Raw genomic sequence first — 18,707 nt, forward strand, 5'->3', positions numbered from 1 at the left:
GTGGTGTAGGGTCCCGAACGGGAACATCGGTGTGGCGGGACGGCCGGCAGGCCCCCCGCCCCCTGGGCCACCGCCCTGACGGGGCGCCAGGTCACCGCGCACGGCCACCAGGCGCGCGGCCGGTGGTCCGTGACCGGGGCGCGAGGTCCCGGGCCGGAGGGGGAGAGGCCGAGTGAGCTCCACCGACGCGGTGCTGCCCGGAGCCGGACGGCCGGAGGCGCCGGACACCGACCTGCTCGTGGGCGGACCGCCGCCCGTGAGCGGTCCGCCGGTGACCGGTGCGCCCGTCGGCGTCCCGCTCCCGTCGGGCCCGCCCCCGCGCGGCGCGTCCCGGCACGCCGTCCACGCACCGGCCCCACCGGCGGCCCGGCGCGGCAGACCCGGGGCGCTGCGCCGGGCGCTCTACAGCCGCAAGCTGCCCGGGGCCGTGCTGGGCGTGCTCTGCCTCGCCTACACGCTCGGCGCGGCCTTCGGCTGGGGATCGCGCCGGATCGCCGTCTTCATGGGCGACTTCGGCCTGGCCGCCGCCGCCCTCGCCGCCGCGCTCTCCTGCCTCGCCTACGGCTGCACGGTCGGCGGCCACGCCCGCCCGGCCTGGCTGCTGTTCGGCCTCTCCTCGCTCATGGTCGCGTTCGGCAACGGCACCTGGGGCTGGTACGAGCTGGTCGAACGCACCCCGCTGCCGCCGAACTCGCTCGCCGAGTACGCCTTCCTGCTCTTCGCCCCGCTCGCCATCACCGGCGTCCTGGTACTCGCCCAGCGCCCGCGCAGCGCCGCGGGCTGGCTCTGCCTGCTGCTCGACGGCTGGCTGGTGGCCGGCTCGCTGTTCACCCTCAGCTGGAGCCTCGCGCTCGGCCGCACCGCCGCCGGCGAGGCCGGCTCCCCGCTGCGGCTCGCGCTCAACCTGGCCTACCCGGTGCTGGACATCCTGCTCGTCTCGCTGGTCGTCGGCCTGCGCTTCGGCGGCCGGGACGGCAACCGGGCCGCCGTCCACACCGCCATGGTCGGCCTCGCCGTCACGGTGCTCTGCGACGCCCTGTTCACCTCGCCCGAGCTGCGCAGCAGCTACCACTCCGGCGAACTGCTGGACGCCGGCTGGTTCGCGGGCAGTCTGCTGCTCGCCTGGGCGCCGTGGTCCCCGCGCTGGCGCCGCCCGCTGCGCGAGCACCCCGCGGTCGGCGGGCTGCCGCGCCGCCGGGTGGCCACCACCTTCAGCGCGCTCACCCCGTACGCGGCCGCCGCCGTCTGCACCGCCGGGATCCTCTACAACGCCCTCGGCGGGCGCTCGCTCGACCGGGTGGTGGCCTCGGCCGCCTGCACCGTCGGCCTCGCGCTGATCCTGCGGCAGGGCATCATGCTGCTCGACAACCTCTCGCTGGCCCAGGAACTCGCCCACAAGGAGGCGCACTTCCGCTCCCTGGTGCAGGGCTCCAGCGACGTCATCATGATCGCCGGTGCCAACGGCGTGCTCTCCTACGTCTCGCCGGCCGCGCTCGGCGTCTACGGGCGCGATCCGGAGGAGCTGGTCGGCGGCAACCTGCTCGACCTCATCCACCCCGAGGACGTCGACCGGGTGCTGCTGGAGGTCCGCCGCTTCCTGGCCCGCGGCCGGCTCGCCGCCCATCGCGACCCGGGCGGCGAGCCGCTGCCCGCAGCCCGGGTGGAGTGCCGGATCGGCTCCGGCGCCGGCGAGTGGCTGCACGTCGAGTCGACCGTCGACCGGTACCGCGACGGCCTCATCCTGAACAGCCGCGACGTCACCGAACGCGTCATGCTCCAGGCCCAGTTGCAGCACAACGCGTTCCACGACCCGCTCACCGACCTGCCCAACCGGGCGCTGTTCACCCAGCGGCTGCGCACCGCGCTGGCCATCCGCGGTCCGCAGGACGAGGCCGGTGCCGGGGTCGCCGTGCTCTTCCTCGACCTGGACGGCTTCAAGGCGGTCAACGACACCGCCGGCCACCAGGTCGGCGACGAACTGCTCGTCCAGGCCGCCCGCCGGCTCCAGGGCGCCGTGCGCTGCGGCGACACCGTCGCCCGGTTCGGCGGCGACGAGTTCGCCGCGCTGGTCTGCGGCCCGCTCGGCCGTCTCCAGGTCCAGGAACTCGCCGACCGGCTGCGCACCGCGCTCTCCGAGCCGTACTGGATCGGCGGCAGCGAACTCAGCGTCGCCGCCAGCATCGGCATCGCCTTCGGCAGCCCCGAACGCGGCCCGGCCGCCGATCCGCGCGCCGCCGCCGACGAGCTGATGCGCAACGCCGACCTCGCGATGTACCGCGCCAAGTCCGAGGGCAAGGGCCGGGTGATGCTCTACAGCCCGGCCATGCGCGCCGACCTGGAGCGCCGCACCGAACTGGACGAGCGGCTGCGGGCGGCCGTCCGGGAGGGCGGCTTCGCCCTGCTCCACCAGCCGGTGGTGGACCTCGCGAGCGGAGCGGTCACCGCCGTCGAGGCGCAGGCCCGCTGGCGCTCCGCCGAGGGGCTGCTGCTCACCCCCGCCGAGTTCCTGCGCTCCACCGAACACCGCGACGCCGCCGCCCGGTTCTCCCGCTGGCTGGTCCGCGAGGCGGTCACCGCCGCCGCGCTGCGCCGCGCCCTGCCCGCCCGCGGCCGTCCGGACCCGCCGCCGGTCCCGGTCTCGGTCCGGCTCTCCGCCGAGCGGCTCTGCGCGCCCGGCCTGTACGAGACGGTGGCCGCCGCGCTGCGCGACAGCGGGCTGCCGGGCGGCCAACTGATCGTCGAGGTGGCCCGGATGGGCCCGGACGAGCTGGCCGACGAACTCGGCCGCCGGCTCGCCGCGCTGCGTCGGCTCGGCGTCTCCACCGCGCTGGCCGGCTTCGGGGCCGGCGGCGGCTCGCTCGGCGCGCTCGCCCGGCTGCCCTTCGACGGCCTCAAGCTGGACCGCTCGCTGGTCCACGACCTGGGCGACTCCGTGCTCGCCCGCACGCTCGCCGGGCACGCCCTGCGGCTCGGCCGGGACCTCGGACTGGTCACCGGAGCCGAGGGCGTCGACCTGCCCCGCCAGGTGGCGGTGCTGCAGGAGTTGGGCTGCCGCCAGGTGCAGGGCTCGGCCTTCTCCGCACCGCTGGAGGAGGCCCGGCTGCGGCGCGCGCTGGCCCGCCGCGTCTACCCGGTGCCGAGGCCGCCCGGCCCGCCGCCGGTCCGGCGGGTGTACCTGACCGCGGACACTCGGACGAGTGGGCGCGCGGAGGGCGGAAGGGGACGTGTCGCAGCTCACCGCAGCCCCTCCGACCTGCCCGAACATCCGGCCGTGGCGGGCCCGGGAACGGGTCCGCATGGCGAGACTGTCATCCCACCTGCTTGACAGTCGGGCCTTGACGGGAGGAAGGTCGTTGCCATGCGCACCCGAATTCTCGTACTTGGCGGGCGCGTCGGCTGAGCGGGCCATGCCCCGCTCGTGACAGACCGACGCGCCACCCCTCGCATGCCCTTGGGCACGAGGGGTTTTTTGTTGCACCGACGCCGTTCCACCACTGCAAGACCCCTGGCCCCGTGGCCCCGCGAAAGGGACGATTGGGGCAGAGCCGGCGATCGGCCCGCAAGCGGGACCCCACCCCTCGACCCCCCGGGGCCCGCAACCACCGGGCCGGCCAGAACCGAGAAGAGACAGGCAGATGACTGAGCACGCCGCAGCCCCCCGCCGCGGGGACACCCCGGCCGCCCACGCTCCCGCTCCGCAGCACGTCGTCGAGACCATGACCGGCGCCCAGTCGCTCATCCGCTCGCTGGAGGCCGTCGGTGCGGACACCGTCTTCGGCATCCCCGGCGGGGCCATCCTTCCCGCGTACGACCCGCTGATGGACTCCACCAAGGTGCGTCACATCCTCGTCCGCCACGAGCAGGGCGCCGGTCACGCCGCCACCGGGTACGCGCAGGCCACCGGCCGGGTCGGCGTCTGCATGGCGACCTCCGGCCCGGGTGCCACCAACCTGGTCACCCCGATCGCCGACGCGTACATGGACTCGGTGCCGATCGTCGCGATCACCGGCCAGGTGGCCTCCCAGGCGATCGGCACGGACGCCTTCCAGGAGGCGGACATCTGCGGCATCACCATGCCGATCACCAAGCACAACTACCTGGTCACCGACCCGGCCGAGATCCCCCGGGTGATCGCCGAGGCGTTCCACATCGCCGCCACCGGCCGCCCCGGCCCGGTCCTGGTCGACATCGCCAAGGACGCCCTGCAGGCCACCACCACCTTCCGCTGGCCGGTCGAGACCTCGCTGCCCGGCTACCGCCCGGTGACCAAGCCGCACGCCAAGCAGATCCGCGAGGCCGCGAAGCTGCTGGTCACCGCCAAGCGCCCGGTCCTGTACGTCGGCGGCGGCGTCATCAAGGCCGGCGCCACCGCCGAGCTGCGGATCCTCGCCGAGCTGACCGGCGCCCCGGTGGTCACCACCCTGATGGCGCTCGGCGCCTTCCCGGACAGCCACCCGCAGCACCTGGGCATGCCCGGCATGCACGGCTCGGTCCCGGCCGTCACCGCGCTGCAGAAGGCGGACCTGCTCTTCACCCTCGGCGCCCGCTTCGACGACCGGGTCACCGGCAAGCTGGACAGCTTCGCGCCGTACGCCAAGGTCGTCCACGCCGACATCGACCCGGCGGAGATCGGCAAGAACCGCCCGGCCGACGTGCCGATCGTCGGCGACGCCCGTGAGGTGCTGGCCGACCTGATCGTCGCCGTCCAGGCCGAGTTCGACGCCGGCCACAAGGGCGACTACAGCGAATGGTGGGAGCGGCTCGACGAGTGGAAGCGGACCTACCCGCTGGGCTACGAGCCCGCGGCGGGCGGCCAGCTCTCCCCGCAGCAGGTCATCGAGCGGATCGGCCGGCTGGTCGGCCCGGACGCCATCTACGCCGCGGGCGTCGGCCAGCACCAGATGTGGAGCTCGCAGTTCATCCGCTTCGAGAAGCCGGGCACCTGGCTCAACTCCGGCGGCGCGGGGACCATGGGCTACGCCGTGCCGGCCGCGATGGGCGCCAAGGCGGGCCGCCCGGAGAGCGCGGTCTGGGCGATCGACGGCGACGGCTGCTTCCAGATGACCAACCAGGAGCTGGTCACCTGCGCCCTGAACGACATCCCGATCAAGGTCGCGGTCATCAACAACGGCTCCCTGGGCATGGTCCGGCAGTGGCAGACGCTGTTCTACAACCAGCGCTACTCCAACACCGTGCTGCACTCCGGCCCCGGCCACGACGGCATCGAGCCGCCGGCCCAGGGCACCCGGATCCCCGACTTCGTCCTGCTCTCCGAGGCGATGGGCTGCGTCGGCCTGCGCTGCGAGCGCCCCGAGGACCTCGACGCGGTCATCGAGCAGGCGATGGCGATCAACGACCGCCCGGTGGTCATCGACTTCATCGTCCACCAGGACGCCATGGTCTGGCCGATGGTCGCGGCCGGCACCAGCAACGACGAGATCCAGTTCGCCCGCGGGGTGCGCCCCGACTTCGGCGACGACCTCGACTGAGCCCCTTCCGGAACGACCAAGGGAACCCACGACCCATGTCCAAGCACACCCTCTCCGTCCTGGTCGAGAACAAGCCCGGCGTGCTCGCCCGGATCGCCGCGCTGTTCTCCCGTCGGGGCTTCAACATCGACTCCCTCGCCGTCGGCCCCACCGAGCATCCGGACGTGTCCCGGATGACCATCGTGGTCAACGTCGAGGACCTCCCGCTGGAGCAGGTCACCAAGCAGCTCAACAAGCTCGTCAACGTGATCAAGATCGTCGAACTCGACCAGTCCGCTGCGATCCAGCGGGAACTGGTCCTGGTGAAGGTCCGCGCCGACAACGAGACCCGGTCGCAGATCGTCGAGATCGTCCAGCTGTTCCGCGCCAAGACGGTCGACGTGTCCCCGGACGCGGTGACCATCGAGGCCACCGGCAGCTCGGACAAGCTGGAGGCCATGCTCCGGATGCTGGAGCCTTACGGCATCAAGGAGTTGGTCCAGTCCGGCCTGGTCGCCATCGGACGCGGCGCCCGTTCGATCACGGACCGCTCGCTGCGTGCCCTCGACCGCAGCGCCTGACCCGCGCCCCATCTCAAACCCTGACTACTGCCCCACCCCTTCACCGGGTCCGCATACGGTAGGAACCGAAGCAGACCCAGGCAAACCACTCGCAAGGAGATGTGCCCCCGTGGCCGAGCTGTTCTACGAAGACGACGCCGACCTGTCCATCATCCAGGGCCGCAAGGTCGCGGTGATCGGCTACGGCAGCCAGGGCCACGCCCACGCGCTGTCCCTGCGCGACTCGGGCGCGGACGTCCGCGTCGGCCTGAAGCCGGAGTCGAAGTCCCGCCAGAAGGCCGAGGAGGCCGGCCTGCGCGTGGTCACCCCCGCCGAGGCCGCGGCCGAGGCCGACGTCATCATGATCCTGGTGCCGGACCCGATCCAGGCCGACGTCTACGAGGCGGACATCGCCCCGCACCTGAAGGCCGGCGACGCCCTGTTCTTCGGCCACGGCCTGAACATCCGCTTCGGCTTCATCAAGCCGCCGGCCGACGTCGACGTCTGCATGGTCGCCCCGAAGGGCCCGGGCCACCTGGTCCGCCGCCAGTACGAGGAGGGCCGCGGCGTCCCCGCGATCGTCGCCGTCGAGCAGGACGCCTCCGGCAAGGCCTTCGACCTGGCGCTGTCCTACGCCAAGGGCCTGGGCGCCACCAAGGCCGGCGTCATCAAGACCACCTTCACCGAGGAGACCGAGACCGACCTGTTCGGCGAGCAGGCCGTTCTCTGCGGTGGCACCGCCGCCCTGGTCAAGGCCGGTTTCGAGACCCTGGTCGAGGCCGGCTACCAGCCGGAGATCGCCTACTTCGAGTGCCTGCACGAGCTCAAGCTCATCGTCGACCTGATGTACGAGGGCGGCCTGGAGAAGATGCGCTGGTCGGTCTCCGAGACCGCCGAGTGGGGCGACTACGTCACCGGCCCGCGCATCATCACCGACGCCACCAAGGCCGAGATGAAGAAGGTCCTCGCCGAGATCCAGGACGGCACCTTCGCCAACACCTGGATCGCCGAGTACAAGGCCGGTCTGCCCAAGTACAACGAGTACAAGAAGGCCGACGAGGACCACCTGCTGGAGACCACCGGCAAGAAGCTGCGCAAGCTGATGAGCTGGGTCAAGGAAGAGGCCTGAGCGACGCCGGGGGCGCACTGAATCGGACCCTCTCGATTTTGTAACGCCCTTGTACAACTAGGCTGCTCCCGTCCGGGTGATTTCGCCGGACGGGAGCAGCCCGCTACCCAGCCCGCCGATACACTCCGAGTGCGCGTCAGGCCCACAGCGTCGTGCGTCTACCTACGCGGCATGCCACCTTCCCCCGCCCTCCACGCCACCTTCGTGCTCGGGGGAACCGGACAGTTAAGGACACACTGTCGTGAGCAAATCCGTAGTTCTGATCGCCGAAGAGCTCTCGCCCGCCACGGTCGACGCCCTTGGCCCCGACTTCGAGATCCGTCACTGCAACGGCGCGGACCGCACCGAGCTGCTGACCGCCATCGCGGACGTCGACGCCGTCCTGATCCGCTCCGCCACCAAGGTCGACGCCGAGGCGCTGGCCGCCGCCCGCAAGCTCAAGGTCGTCGCCCGGGCCGGCGTCGGTCTCGACAACGTGGACGTCTCCGCCGCCACCAAGGCCGGCGTCATGGTCGTGAACGCCCCGACCTCCAACATCGTCACCGCCGCCGAGCTCGCCTGCGGCCTGCTGATCTCGGTCGCCCGCAACATCGCGCCGGCCAACGCCGCGCTCAAGGGCGGCGAGTGGAAGCGCAACAAGTACACCGGCGTGGAGCTGAGCGAGAAGACCCTCGGCGTCGTCGGCCTCGGCCGGATCGGCGTTCTGGTCGCCCAGCGGATGTCCGCGTTCGGCATGAAGATCGTCGCGTACGACCCCTACATCCAGGCCGCCCGCGCCGCGCAGATGGGCGTCAAGCTGGTCTCGCTGGAGGAACTGCTGGAGGTCTCGGACTTCATCACCGTCCACCTCCCCAAGACCCCGGAGACCATCGGCCTGATCGGCGACGAGGCGCTGCACAAGGTCAAGCCGTCGGTCCGGATCGTCAACGCCGCCCGCGGCGGCATCGTCGACGAGGAGGCGCTGCTCAGCGCCCTGCGCGACGGCCGGGTGGCCGGCGCCGGCCTGGACGTCTACGCCAAGGAGCCGTGCACCGACTCCCCGCTGTTCGCCCTCGACAACGTGGTGGCCACCCCGCACCTGGGCGCCTCGACCGACGAGGCCCAGGAGAAGGCCGGCATCGCCGTCGCCAGGTCGGTGCGCCTGGCGCTGGCCGGCGAGCTGGTGCCGGACGCGGTCAACGTCCAGGGCGGCGTGATCGCCGAGGACGTCCGCCCGGGTCTGCCGCTGGCCGAGAAGCTCGGCCGGATCTTCACCGCGCTGGCCGGCGAGGTGGCGGTGCGGCTCGACGTGGAGGTGCGCGGCGAGATCACCCAGCACGACGTCAAGGTGCTCGAACTGTCGGCCCTCAAGGGCGTGTTCGAGGACGTCGTGGCGGAGACGGTGTCCTACGTCAACGCCCCGCTGTTCGCCCAGGAGCGCGGCGTCGAGGTCCGGCTGACCACCTCCAGCGAGAGCCCCGAGCACCGCAACGTCATCACCGTGCGCGGCACCCTCGCGAACGGCGAGGAGATCGCCATCTCCGGCACGCTGGCCGGTCCCAAGCAGATCCAGAAGATCGTCGGCGTGGACGCCTTCGACGTGGACGTGGCGCTCACCGACCACATGGCCTTCTTCAAGTACGAGGACCGCCCGGGCGTGGTCGGCGTGCTCGGCCGCCACCTCGGCGACGCCGGCATCAACATCGCGGGCATGCAGGTCGCCCGCGACGGCAGCGGCGCGCTGGCCTCCCTCACCGTGGACAGCGAGATCCCGCAGGAGGTGCTCTCGGCCATCGCCGCCGAGATCGGCGCCCGCTTCGCGCGCTCGGTCGACCTGGGCGCCTGAGCCCCGGACCGCCCCGCGCCGCACCTCGCGCCAGGGCCCGGACCGCCGTACGCACGGCGGTCCGGGCCCTGGCGCGTTCCTCCGGGTGACGGTCGTCTCAGATAGTAGGAAATCCAAGTATTCGTGCAGACACCGCAGGTCCCGGGCCTTACCGTGGTGGAAGCCGTACGGTGCGCCGCCCCTGCAGCCAGGGTGTGCGGCCCGTGCGTGCGCGTACGCCCCATGGGCAGGTGATCCCCGCCCGGTGTACCCCCCTCCTCCCCACCGCCGCGTCCGTCCCCACGGCGCGTATCGAACCAAGGAGCCCGGTATGCCCCCGACCGCCGACCGTCACGCCGCTTCCGCCCCCGCCGCCCCGCAGACCCGCGCTCCGCGCCGCCGCCGGGCCGCCGAGCCGAACCCCTTCGCCGCCGCCGCGCTCCAGCGCGCGCTGGACCGCCGCGACAACGGCGGCGTGACCGGCCACCACTGACCCGCCGCCGATCGTCGGCCGATCTGCGGCCGGCCCTTCGCGCCGGGGGCGCCCGAGTGGCGTTCATCCGCCGAATGGGCCGAACGGGCTGACGGAATGTCACTCCAAGGGGTTCAACTTGCCACCGTTCGGGGGAGGTTGCTCGCCCTGACCGGCGCGATATTCCTAATTTGGGGCCCCCGGAAGGGTGATCGACGGCCGCGCGGGCGGGCGTCAGCGGTACGGGACGCGGATCAGTTCCCCCGGCCGGGGGAGAGGACCCCATGCGTCGTCCCACCGTCCGCCGACCGCTCGCCCGGATCGGCCTCGCCCTGGCCCTGCTGGCCGGACCGGCACTGCTCACCGGCGCCGCCCCGGCCGCCGGCAGTCCGCCGACGGCCCCGCCCGCCCGGACCGCCGACCGGCCCGTGTCCGTCCTGCTGGAACTCGCCACCGAGCCAGTCGCCCCCGCCTGGCGGCGGGCCGGTGACGAGGCCCGGAGCCGGCGGCGCTCCCCGGACGCCGTCCGCCGGGAGGCGGCCCGGGCCGGCGCCGAGCAGCGGGCCCGCGTCTCCACCGCGCTCGACCGGCTGGCCGGGGCCGTCCACGGGGCGGTGCCCGCCGCCCGGGAGCTCTACCGCACCCGCACCCTGGTCGCCGGCCTCGCGGTGAGCGCGCCGGCCGGCCGGCTGCCCGCGCTGCGCACCCTGCCCGGGGTCACGGCCGTGCACCCGATCGTCCGCAAGGGGCGCGACAACGCCCACTCGGTGCCGGTCACCGGCGCGCCCGAGGTCTGGGCGGGCGGCCCGGTCGCGGGCGGGGCGCCCGAGGAAGGGGCGTCCGGCAGTACCGGGCAGGGCGTGCGGATCGGCGTCGCCGACAGCGGCATCGACTACACCCACGCCGACTTCGGCGGCCCCGGCACCGAGGAGGCGTTCCGGTCCGTCGACGGCGCCGGGCCCGCGCCCGCCGGGCTGTTCCCCAACGCCAAGGTGATCGGCGGCCGCGACCTGGTCGGCGACGACTACCAGCCCGACCCGGGCGCCCCGCACTACCAGCCCGACCCGCACCCCGACGACAACCCGATCGACTGCGACCGCAACGGGCACGGCACCCATGTGGCCGGCACCGCCGCCGGCCTCGGCGTCACCGCCGACGGACGGACCTACCGCGGCCCCTACCGGCCCGGCCTGGACCCGGCCGGCTTCAAGGTCGGCCCCGGCGCCGCCCCCGGCGCCCAGCTGTACGCGATCCGGGTCTTCGGCTGCGACGGCTCCACCGACCAGCTCGGCCAGGCCCTCGACCTGGCCGCCGACCCGGACGGCGACGGCGACCCGAGCGACCGCCTCGACGTCCTCAACCTCTCGCTCGGCAGCCGCTTCGGCTCCACCGACGACGCCGACGCCCTCGCCGTCGACCGGCTCGTCGCCCTCGGCACCGTGGTGGTCGCCGCCGCCGGCAACGAGGGCGACGTCTACGGCATCGGCGGCAGCCCCGGCACCGCCGCCCGGGCCGTCGCCGTGGCCGCCTCCGTCGACCCGCACGGCGACGCCGACGGCATCACCGTGCTCGACCCGCCGTCGCTCGCCGGTGTCGTCCCGGCCCACTGGAGCGCCCGCTACCGGGACTGGTCCACCGCCGACGTGACCGGCGAACTCGCCCTGCCCGCCGAGCAGACGGACGGCTGCGCGGCCTTCTCCGAGGCCGACCGGCAGCGGCTCGCCGGGCGGATCGCGGTGCTCGCCTGGAGCACCCGCGAGTCCGAGCGCGCCTGCGGCTCCGGCCCGCGCGCCGACCACGTCGCCGACGCGGGCGCGATCGGCGCCCTGCTGGCCGCCGACGACGACCACCTCGCCGAGATCTCCGGCAACGACCGGGCGCCGCTCGCCCTGCTCGGCCGCGCCGACGGCGAACGGCTGCGCGCGGGCGCCGCCGCCGGGACGGTCCGGGTCCGCCTCGCCGCGCCCGGCGACCCGCTGCACGGCGCCGTCGCCCAGGACCAACCGCAGCGGCTCGACACCCTCACCGACTTCACCTCGCGCGGCATCGGCGTGCCCGGCGTCGTCAAACCCGACCTCGCCGCACCCGGCGAGACCATCTGGTCCGCCCTGGTCGGCAGCGGTACCGGCGGCCAGCGCGAGGACGGCACCTCGATGGCCACCCCGCATGTCGCCGGGCTGGCCGCGCTGGTCCGCGCCGTCCATCCGGACTGGACCGCCGAGCAGGTCAAGGCCGCGCTGATGAACACCGCCGGGGACACCTGGCTCGGCGACGGCGGCACCGGCCCGGTCTACGGGCCCGAGCGCACCGGCGCCGGCCGGGCCGCCGTGGACCGCGCCGTGCGCACCCCGGCCGTCGCCTACGCGGCGGGGGAGGGGGCGGTCGAGGGCGCCGTCGGCGTCTCCTTCGGCCCGGTCGAGACCACCGGGCCGCTCGCCCCGGTCCGCGAGGTCGAGGTGCGCAACCTCTCCGCCGCCCCGGTCGCCTACCGGACCGGCTACGCGGCCGCCACCGACGCTCCCGGTGCCCGCTTCGAGCTCGCGCCCGCCCGGGTCGAGGTCCCGTCCGGTGGTACCGCGCGGGTGCGGGTCACCCTCCGGGTGCCCGGCGCGCTCGGCCGCGCCCCCGACCCGACGACCGCCACCCTCCAGGGCGGCCGGGCCCGCAGCTACCGCGGCGAGCTCTCCGGCCGGCTGCTGCTCACCCCGGAGGACCCGGCCGCCCCGGGGCTGCGGGTGCCGCTGTTCGCCGCCCCGCGGGCCGCCTCCGACCTGGTCGCCACCACCCCCCTCCGGGCCGCCCACGGCGGCGTGCTGGTCCCGCTCACCGGCACCGGCGCCCCCGGCGGCGGACCCGGCCTGGTCAGCGCCTTCGCGCTCGGCGGGGAGGGCGGGCGCTGGCCCGACTGCCCGCCGGACAGCGGGGCGGCGGTCGGCCCCGGCGCGGGCTTCGTCCCGGAGGAGGACGGCACCGGGCAGGCCGGGCACCTCCAGGACCTCTGCGTCGAGCGCCCCGGCGATCGGGCGGCCAACCTGCGCGCGGTCGGTGCCGCCACCGACGCGCCCGCCGTCGCCGGGGACCCGCTCACCGAGGGCCGGCTCTACCTCGGCGCCCGGGTGTGGGCGCCGGCCGCCACCCCGGTCGGGCTGTTCGCCGTCCGGGCCTCGCTGGACACCGACGGGGACGGCGTCACCGACGTGATCGTCAAGGCCGACCGGCTGCGCGGCAGCGACGTCCTGGTGGCCCGTTCGCTGGACGCCCGGACCGGCGCCGAACTGGACGTCCAGCCGCTGAACGCCCGCTGGGGCGACACCGACACCGCCCTGCTGGACTCCGACGCGGTGGTCCTGCCGGTCCGCCTGGCCGCCCTGCCGGGCATCGGGGCCGGCCACAGCACCGTCCACTACGCCCTGTGGTCCGGCCTCACCGGCTCCGGCACCCCGGACCCGGCCGAGGCCTTCTCCGCGATCGGCCTGGAGGGCGCCCGGCCCACCCTCGCCGTCGACGTCCTGCAGCCCGCCGTCGACATCCGCACCGCCCCCGGCGCCGCCGCCGCGATCGCGGCCCCCGTCCGCCCCGCCACCGTCCTCGACATCCGCCGCACCCCCGGCGACCGGTCCCGGATCCTCCTCCTCCACCACCTCGACCCGGAGGCCCACCGCAGCCAGATCCTGACCCTGCCCTAGGAACGGCCGAGGGGCGTGCACGGATCCGTGCACGCCCCTCGAAAGGATGAAGCCCCGGGGGGATCGGTCCGACGTACTGCGATGCGAAGGACGTCCTGCTCGCCATCGGGATCGTGTCGGAGGAGTCCCGGGAGCGCGACCGCGAGGTCAAGCCGCGCAAGTACGCCACCGCCGGAATCGCGCACTTCTGGCGCGTGGAGATGGGGGAGCACGAGCAAGCGGTGGTCCACACCCACGAGCTCGACCCGGCGACCCGGCTCTACGGGCTGACCGGCATCCACCACAAGCAGCTGAAGCTGGACCGTCCGTTCCCGGTCGACATCGATCTGACCTGAGCCTTCCCGGGCGGTGGATTGTCCGGATGGTGGACGCCGGATGTCAGGCTGTGGGACACCGGAGTAGCCTCCGAACATGTCTCGCACGATTCGTCTCGCAGTCGTCCCCGGTGACGGTATCGGCCAGGAAGTGGTGGCCGAGGGCCTCAAGGTGCTGGGTGCGGTGCTTCCCGCCGATGTGAAGCTGGAGACCACCGAGTTCGACCTCGGGGCCCGGCGCTACCACCGCACCGGTGAGACCCTTCCGGACAGCGTCCTCGCCGAACTGAAGGCCCACGACGCGATCCTGCTCGGCGCCATCGGCGACCCGAGCGTGCCTTCCGGCGTGCTGGAGCGCGGGCTGCTGCTCAAGCTGCGGTTCGCCTTCGACCACCACATCAACCTCCGTCCGGGCCGGCTCTTCCCCGGGGTGAAGTCCCCGCTGGCCGGCGACCCGGAGATCGACTTCGTGGTCGTCCGCGAGGGCACCGAGGGCCCGTACGTCGGCAACGGCGGCACGCTGCGCACCGGGACCGAGCACGAGGTGGCCACCGAGGTCAGCCTCAACACCGCCTTCGGCATCGAGCGCGTGGTGCGCGACGCCTACCGCCGGGCCCAGGCGCGTCCGCGCAAGAAGCTGACCCTGGTGCACAAGAACAACGTGCTGGTGCACGCCGGCCACCTGTGGACCCGGATCTTCGAGCAGGTCGGCCGGGAGTTCCCCGAGGTCACCACCGACTACCTGCACGTCGACGCGGCGACCATCTTCTTCGTCACCCAGCCCGAGCGGTTCGACGTCATCGTGACCGACAACCTGTTCGGCGACATCCTGACCGACCTGGCCGCCGCCGTCACCGGTGGCATCGGCCTGGCCGCCAGCGGCAACATCAACCCGAGCGGCGCCTTCCCGTCGATGTTCGAGCCCGTGCACGGCTCGGCGCCGGACATCGCCGGCCAGGGCAAGGCCGACCCGACCGCCACCGTGCTGTCGGTCGCCATGCTGCTCGACCACCTCGGGTACCCCGCCGAGGCCGCCCGGATCGAGGACGCGGTCGCCGCGGACCTCACCGAGCGCACCGGGACCCGTACCACCGCCCAGGTCGGCGACGCGCTCGCCGCCCGAGTATCCGCCTAGGAGGCCGGAACCCGACAGACGGTGTTCCGGCCCCCACCGGGCCGGACCCCATAACGGCAGCTTGCGGACATCCAAGGAGTCCGCGACTGTTCGGCACGGCCCTCTGGATGCGAGTATCGACAGTGGGCCGTGTCGTCGTGCGTCCGTTCTGCCCGGCAAGGGCGGGACGCCACCGGCGGGCGGCCCGGACCAACCCCACGGTGAAGGACACACAGTCATGAGCACGCCCACCCAGGCGCCCATCACGTTCGACCTCAAGCCCTCCGCGCACCCGCTCTCCCCGGCGGAGCGCGAGGCCCGGCTGACCAACCCGGGCTTCGGGCGCGTGTTCACCGACCACATGGTCACCATCCGCTGGACGGAGGGCGTGGGCTGGCACGACGCCCAGCTGGCGCCCTACGCGCCGATCGAGATGGACCCGGCCAACATGACCCTCCACTACGGCCAGGCGATCTTCGAGGGACTCAAGGCCTACCGCCAGGCCGACGGCTCGATCGCGACCTTCCGCCCGGAGGCCAACGCCGCCCGCTTCCAGGCCTCCGCCCGTCGGCTGGCGATGCCCGAGCTGCCGGTCGAGGCCTTCGTCGAGGCGGTCGAGCTGCTCGTCCAGCAGGAGCAGGCCTGGGTCCCGAACGAGCCGGAGCAGAGCCTCTACCTGCGCCCGTTCATGTTCGCCACCGAGGTCGGCCTGGGCGTGCGCCCGGCCAACTCCTACCTCTTCATGATCATCGCCTCGCCGGCCGGCGCCTACTTCCCCGGCGGCGTCAAGCCGGTCTCGGTCTGGCTCTCCGAGGACTACGTCCGCGCCGCCCCGGGCGGCACCGGTGCCGCCAAGTGCGCCGGCAACTACGCCGCCTCGCTGGTCGCCCAGGCCGAGGCCGCCGCCAAGGGCTGCGACCAGGTGGTCTGGCTCGACGCCGCCGAGCACCGGTGGATCGAGGAGATGGGCGGCATGAACCTCTACTTCGTCTTCGGCGAGGGCGAGAACGCCCGGATCGTCACCCCCGAGCTGTCCGGCGCCCTGCTGCCCGGCATCACCCGCGACTCGCTGCTGCAGCTCGCCTCCGACCTCGGCTACGCGGTCGAGGAGCGCCGGATCTCCACCGACGAGTGGAAGCAGGGCAACGCCGACGGCACCCTCACCGAGGTCTTCGCCTGCGGCACCGCCGCCGTCATCACCCCGGTCGGCTCGGTGAAGTCCCGCGGTGGCGACTGGACCGTCGGCGCCGGCGAGCCCGGCCCGGTCACCATGGAGCTGCGCCGCGCCCTCCTCGCCATCCAGGGCGGCCAGACCCCCGACACCCACGGCTGGCTGCACAAGATCGTCTGACGATCCCCGGGTGCCCCGGGACACCGGGGCACCCGGAGCCGTAACCTCGAACTGCTCAGGTCGTTGAGCCCGGCGAAGCAGAGGGAGGGACCGTGACCGCTCTGCCGCACGGATACGCCGAGACGTCGTGCGCTCCGGACCATGACCTCCTCGAAGCCTTTCTGGCCCTCGACACCCCCAAGGGGTTCAAGGCCGAGCTCATCGAGGGGAAGATCGTCGTGACCCCACCGCAGGACGGCGAACACGAGACGGTGGTTGGCAGGCTCAGCTGGCAAGTGGCCCGCCGGAGTGCCAAAGACATGGACTTCGGCGGTGGGAAGGGGCTGATCGTCCCGACCGGGAGGTTCATTCCGGACGGCACGTTCACGGTCCGCGGCGCGATGCTGGGCCACGGATCCTGGTCCGAGCCCGAGGGCGTTCTCATGGTTTCCGAGGTGACGTCGAGCAGGCCCGACGCGGACCGGCACGACAAGCGCAAGGGATACGCGGCTGCGGGCATCCCGCTCTACCTGCTGGTCGACCGTGACCGGAACGTGGTCGTGCTGCACAGCGAGCCCTCACGCGGCGACTACACCACCGTGACCACCGTCCCCCTCGGCGATCCGCTCGATCTGCCGGAGCCGTTCGACTTCACCCTCGACACCGCCGAGCTCGTCGAGTAGGTGTTCCGGATGGCGAGACGGATGGGCCGCGGTCCGGAGGATGTGCCTAGACTGCGGGCGTGTCCTCGCTTTCGCTGATTATTAGCAGCAGGCGCGCCGGTCCGCAGTGACCGCCACCGCACCACCCGATGCGGGGCGACCACCAGCGTCCAGACCCGCGCGCAGACCTCTCGCACCCGCGAGGGGTCTTTTTGTTTCCCCCGGACCGGCCGGAGCCCCCACAAGGGGCCGAGGGACACCGGGTGCGCGCGGGATGCTGGACAGTGGAGCCGGACAAGAACCGGCAGAGCAGTAACCGACCTCCCGGAACGGAGAACCCAGGGTCATGACCCAGGCGAGCAACCTCCTCGACGACGCGTTCCACGTCTTCGACACCACCCTGCGCGACGGCGCCCAGCGCGAGGGCATCAACCTCACGGTGGCCGACAAGCTGGCCATCGCCCGGCACCTGGACGAGTTCGGCGTGGGCTTCATCGAGGGCGGCTGGCCCGGTGCCAACCCCCGGGACACCGAGTTCTTCGCCCGCGCCGCCCAGGAGCTGGACCTCCGGCACGCCCAGCTGGTCGCCTTCGGCGCCACCCGCCGGGCCGGCGGCCGCGCCGCCGACGACCCGCAGCTGGCCGCGCTGGTGAACTCCGGCGCGCCCGTGATCACCCTGGTCGCCAAGTCGCACGACCGGCACGTCGAACTGGCGCTGCGCACCACCCTCGACGAGAACCTGGAGATGGTCCGGGACAGCGTCGCCCATCTGCGCGCCCAGGGCCGCCGGGTCTTCATCGACTGCGAGCACTTCTTCGACGGCTACCGGGCCAACCGGGAGTACGCGCTCTCCGTGGTCCGCACCGCCCACGAGGCCGGCGCCGACGTGGTGGTGCTCTGCGACACCAACGGGGGGATGCTGCCCTCCGGCGTGCGCGAGATCGTCGCCGACGTCCTGGCGCAGACCGGCGCCCGGCTCGGCATCCACGCCCAGGACGACACCGGCTGCGCCGTCGCCAACACCCTGGCCGCGGTCGACGCCGGCGCCATCCACGTCCAGTGCACCGCCAACGGCTACGGCGAGCGGGTCGGCAACGCCAACCTCTTCCCGGTGGTCGGCGCGCTGGAGCTCAAGTACGACCGCCGGGTGCTGCCGCCCGGCAGCCTCGCCGAGATGACCCGGATCTCGCACGCGATCGCCGAGCTGGTCAATCTGACCCCCTCCACCCACCAGCCCTACGTCGGCTTCTCCGCCTTCGCCCACAAGGCGGGTCTGCACGCCTCGGCGATCAAGGTCGACCCGGACCTCTACCAGCACATCGACCCGGAGACGGTCGGCAACACCATGCGGATGCTGGTCTCCGACATGGCCGGCCGCGCCTCCGTCGAGCTCAAGGGCAAGGAGCTCGGCTACGACCTCTCCACCGACCGGGACCTCGCCGGCCGGGTGGTCGCCAAGGTCAAGCAGCAGGAGAGCCTCGGCTACACCTACGAGTCCGCCGACGCCTCCTTCGAGCTGCTGCTCCGCGACGAGGTGCGCGGCCGCCGGGAGCGCTTCTTCACGCTGGAGTCCTGGCGGACGATCAGCGAGCAGGGCCCGGGCGGCACCACGGGCAACGAGGCGACCGTCAAGCTCTGGGCCAAGGGCGAGCGGATGATCGCCACCGGCGAGGGCAACGGCCCGGTCGACGCGCTGGACCGGGCGCTGCGCACCGCCCTGGAGCGGATCTACCCGCAGCTGGCCGCGCTGGAGCTGGTGGACTACAAGGTCCGCATCCTGGAGGGCCAGCACGGCACCGGTTCCAAGACCCGGGTGCTCATCGACACCGCCGACGGCACCTCCACCTGGTCCACGGTCGGGGTGGCCGACAACGTGGTGGCCGCCTCCTGGCTGGCGCTGGAGGACGCCTACACCCACGGCCTGCTGCGGGCCGGCCTGGAGCCGGACGCCGCCTGAGGCCGGCTGAGGCCACCCTGGCGGTGGGCGGAGGCAGGACGGCGCGGCCCGTGGACCGGAGGGTCCGCGGGCCGCGCCGTGCGGCCGTACGTCGTCGGGCACGGCCCCCGGTTCACCGCAGGCGGGCGAGGAGGGCGTGTTCGACGAGGGTGATGAGGGCGCTCTTGGCGCTGTCGCGGCGTCGGGCGTCGAGGGTGATGACGGGGGTGTC

12 protein-coding genes and 1 pseudogene are annotated in these 18,707 nt (G+C 73.5%); 12 read left to right on the forward strand and 1 reads right to left on the reverse strand.

Annotated elements, in window-relative coordinates:
- Positions 1-388 precede the first annotated feature (388 nt).
- The 12 genes from ACFVVU_RS24945 to cimA all read left to right on the forward strand — a co-directional run bounded on the left by ACFVVU_RS24945 (position 389) and on the right by cimA (position 18,496).
- A complete protein-coding gene (locus ACFVVU_RS24945) occupies positions 389-3,325 on the forward strand; it encodes a putative bifunctional diguanylate cyclase/phosphodiesterase (RefSeq protein WP_387792300.1) in 2,937 nt (978 codons plus the stop codon).
- 310 nt (positions 3,326-3,635) lie between these two features.
- Positions 3,636-5,489: an acetolactate synthase large subunit gene (locus ACFVVU_RS24950; RefSeq protein WP_380687102.1), complete on the forward strand. Its 1,854-nt coding sequence runs from the start codon at positions 3,636-3,638 to the stop codon at positions 5,487-5,489.
- 35 nt (positions 5,490-5,524) lie between these two features.
- A complete protein-coding gene (gene ilvN, locus ACFVVU_RS24955; protein ID WP_030302941.1) occupies positions 5,525-6,049 on the forward strand; it encodes an acetolactate synthase small subunit in 525 nt (174 codons plus the stop codon).
- A gap of 109 nt (positions 6,050-6,158) precedes the next feature.
- Positions 6,159-7,157, forward strand: a complete 999-nt coding sequence (gene ilvC / locus ACFVVU_RS24960; protein WP_350550163.1) for a ketol-acid reductoisomerase — start codon at positions 6,159-6,161, stop codon at positions 7,155-7,157.
- A 241-nt stretch (positions 7,158-7,398) separates the two neighbouring features.
- Positions 7,399-8,982, forward strand: coding sequence for a phosphoglycerate dehydrogenase (gene serA, locus ACFVVU_RS24965; protein WP_380687100.1), 1,584 nt, complete (start codon positions 7,399-7,401; stop codon positions 8,980-8,982).
- Positions 8,983-9,292: 310 nt separating this feature from the next.
- Entirely contained in the window at positions 9,293-9,454 is a 162-nt protein-coding gene (locus ACFVVU_RS24970; RefSeq protein WP_380689089.1) for a hypothetical protein, read from the forward strand.
- 263 nt (positions 9,455-9,717) lie between these two features.
- Complete coding sequence (locus ACFVVU_RS24975) at positions 9,718-13,119, forward strand: S8 family serine peptidase (RefSeq protein ID WP_387792289.1); 3,402 nt, start codon at positions 9,718-9,720, stop codon at positions 13,117-13,119.
- 113 nt (positions 13,120-13,232) lie between these two features.
- Positions 13,233-13,454: a hypothetical protein gene (locus ACFVVU_RS24980; protein ID WP_380689711.1), complete on the forward strand. Its 222-nt coding sequence runs from the start codon at positions 13,233-13,235 to the stop codon at positions 13,452-13,454.
- Between the two features lie 76 nt (positions 13,455-13,530).
- Positions 13,531-14,568 carry a 3-isopropylmalate dehydrogenase gene (locus ACFVVU_RS24985; RefSeq protein WP_380689709.1) on the forward strand — a complete coding sequence of 346 codons (1,038 nt, stop codon included), beginning with the start codon at positions 13,531-13,533 and terminating at the stop codon, positions 14,566-14,568.
- 217 nt (positions 14,569-14,785) lie between these two features.
- The gene (locus ACFVVU_RS24990; protein ID WP_380689707.1) at positions 14,786-15,898 is read left to right on the forward strand and encodes a branched-chain amino acid aminotransferase; all 1,113 of its coding nucleotides are present in this window, start codon (positions 14,786-14,788) and stop codon (positions 15,896-15,898) included.
- 92 nt (positions 15,899-15,990) lie between these two features.
- Positions 15,991-16,560: a Uma2 family endonuclease gene (locus tag ACFVVU_RS24995; RefSeq protein ID WP_387792292.1), complete on the forward strand. Its 570-nt coding sequence runs from the start codon at positions 15,991-15,993 to the stop codon at positions 16,558-16,560.
- A gap of 325 nt (positions 16,561-16,885) precedes the next feature.
- Complete coding sequence (gene cimA, locus ACFVVU_RS25000; RefSeq protein WP_387792294.1) at positions 16,886-18,496, forward strand: citramalate synthase; 1,611 nt, start codon at positions 16,886-16,888, stop codon at positions 18,494-18,496.
- Positions 18,497-18,608: 112 nt separating this feature from the next.
- Here the strand turns inward: cimA and ACFVVU_RS25005 are convergent.
- Positions 18,609-18,707: pseudogene (locus ACFVVU_RS25005) on the reverse strand (ATP-binding protein); the annotation flags it as partial.

Source organism: Kitasatospora sp. NPDC057965, assembly GCF_042887135.1.
In the GTDB taxonomy this organism is placed as follows: Bacteria; Actinomycetota; Actinomycetes; order Streptomycetales; family Streptomycetaceae; genus Kitasatospora.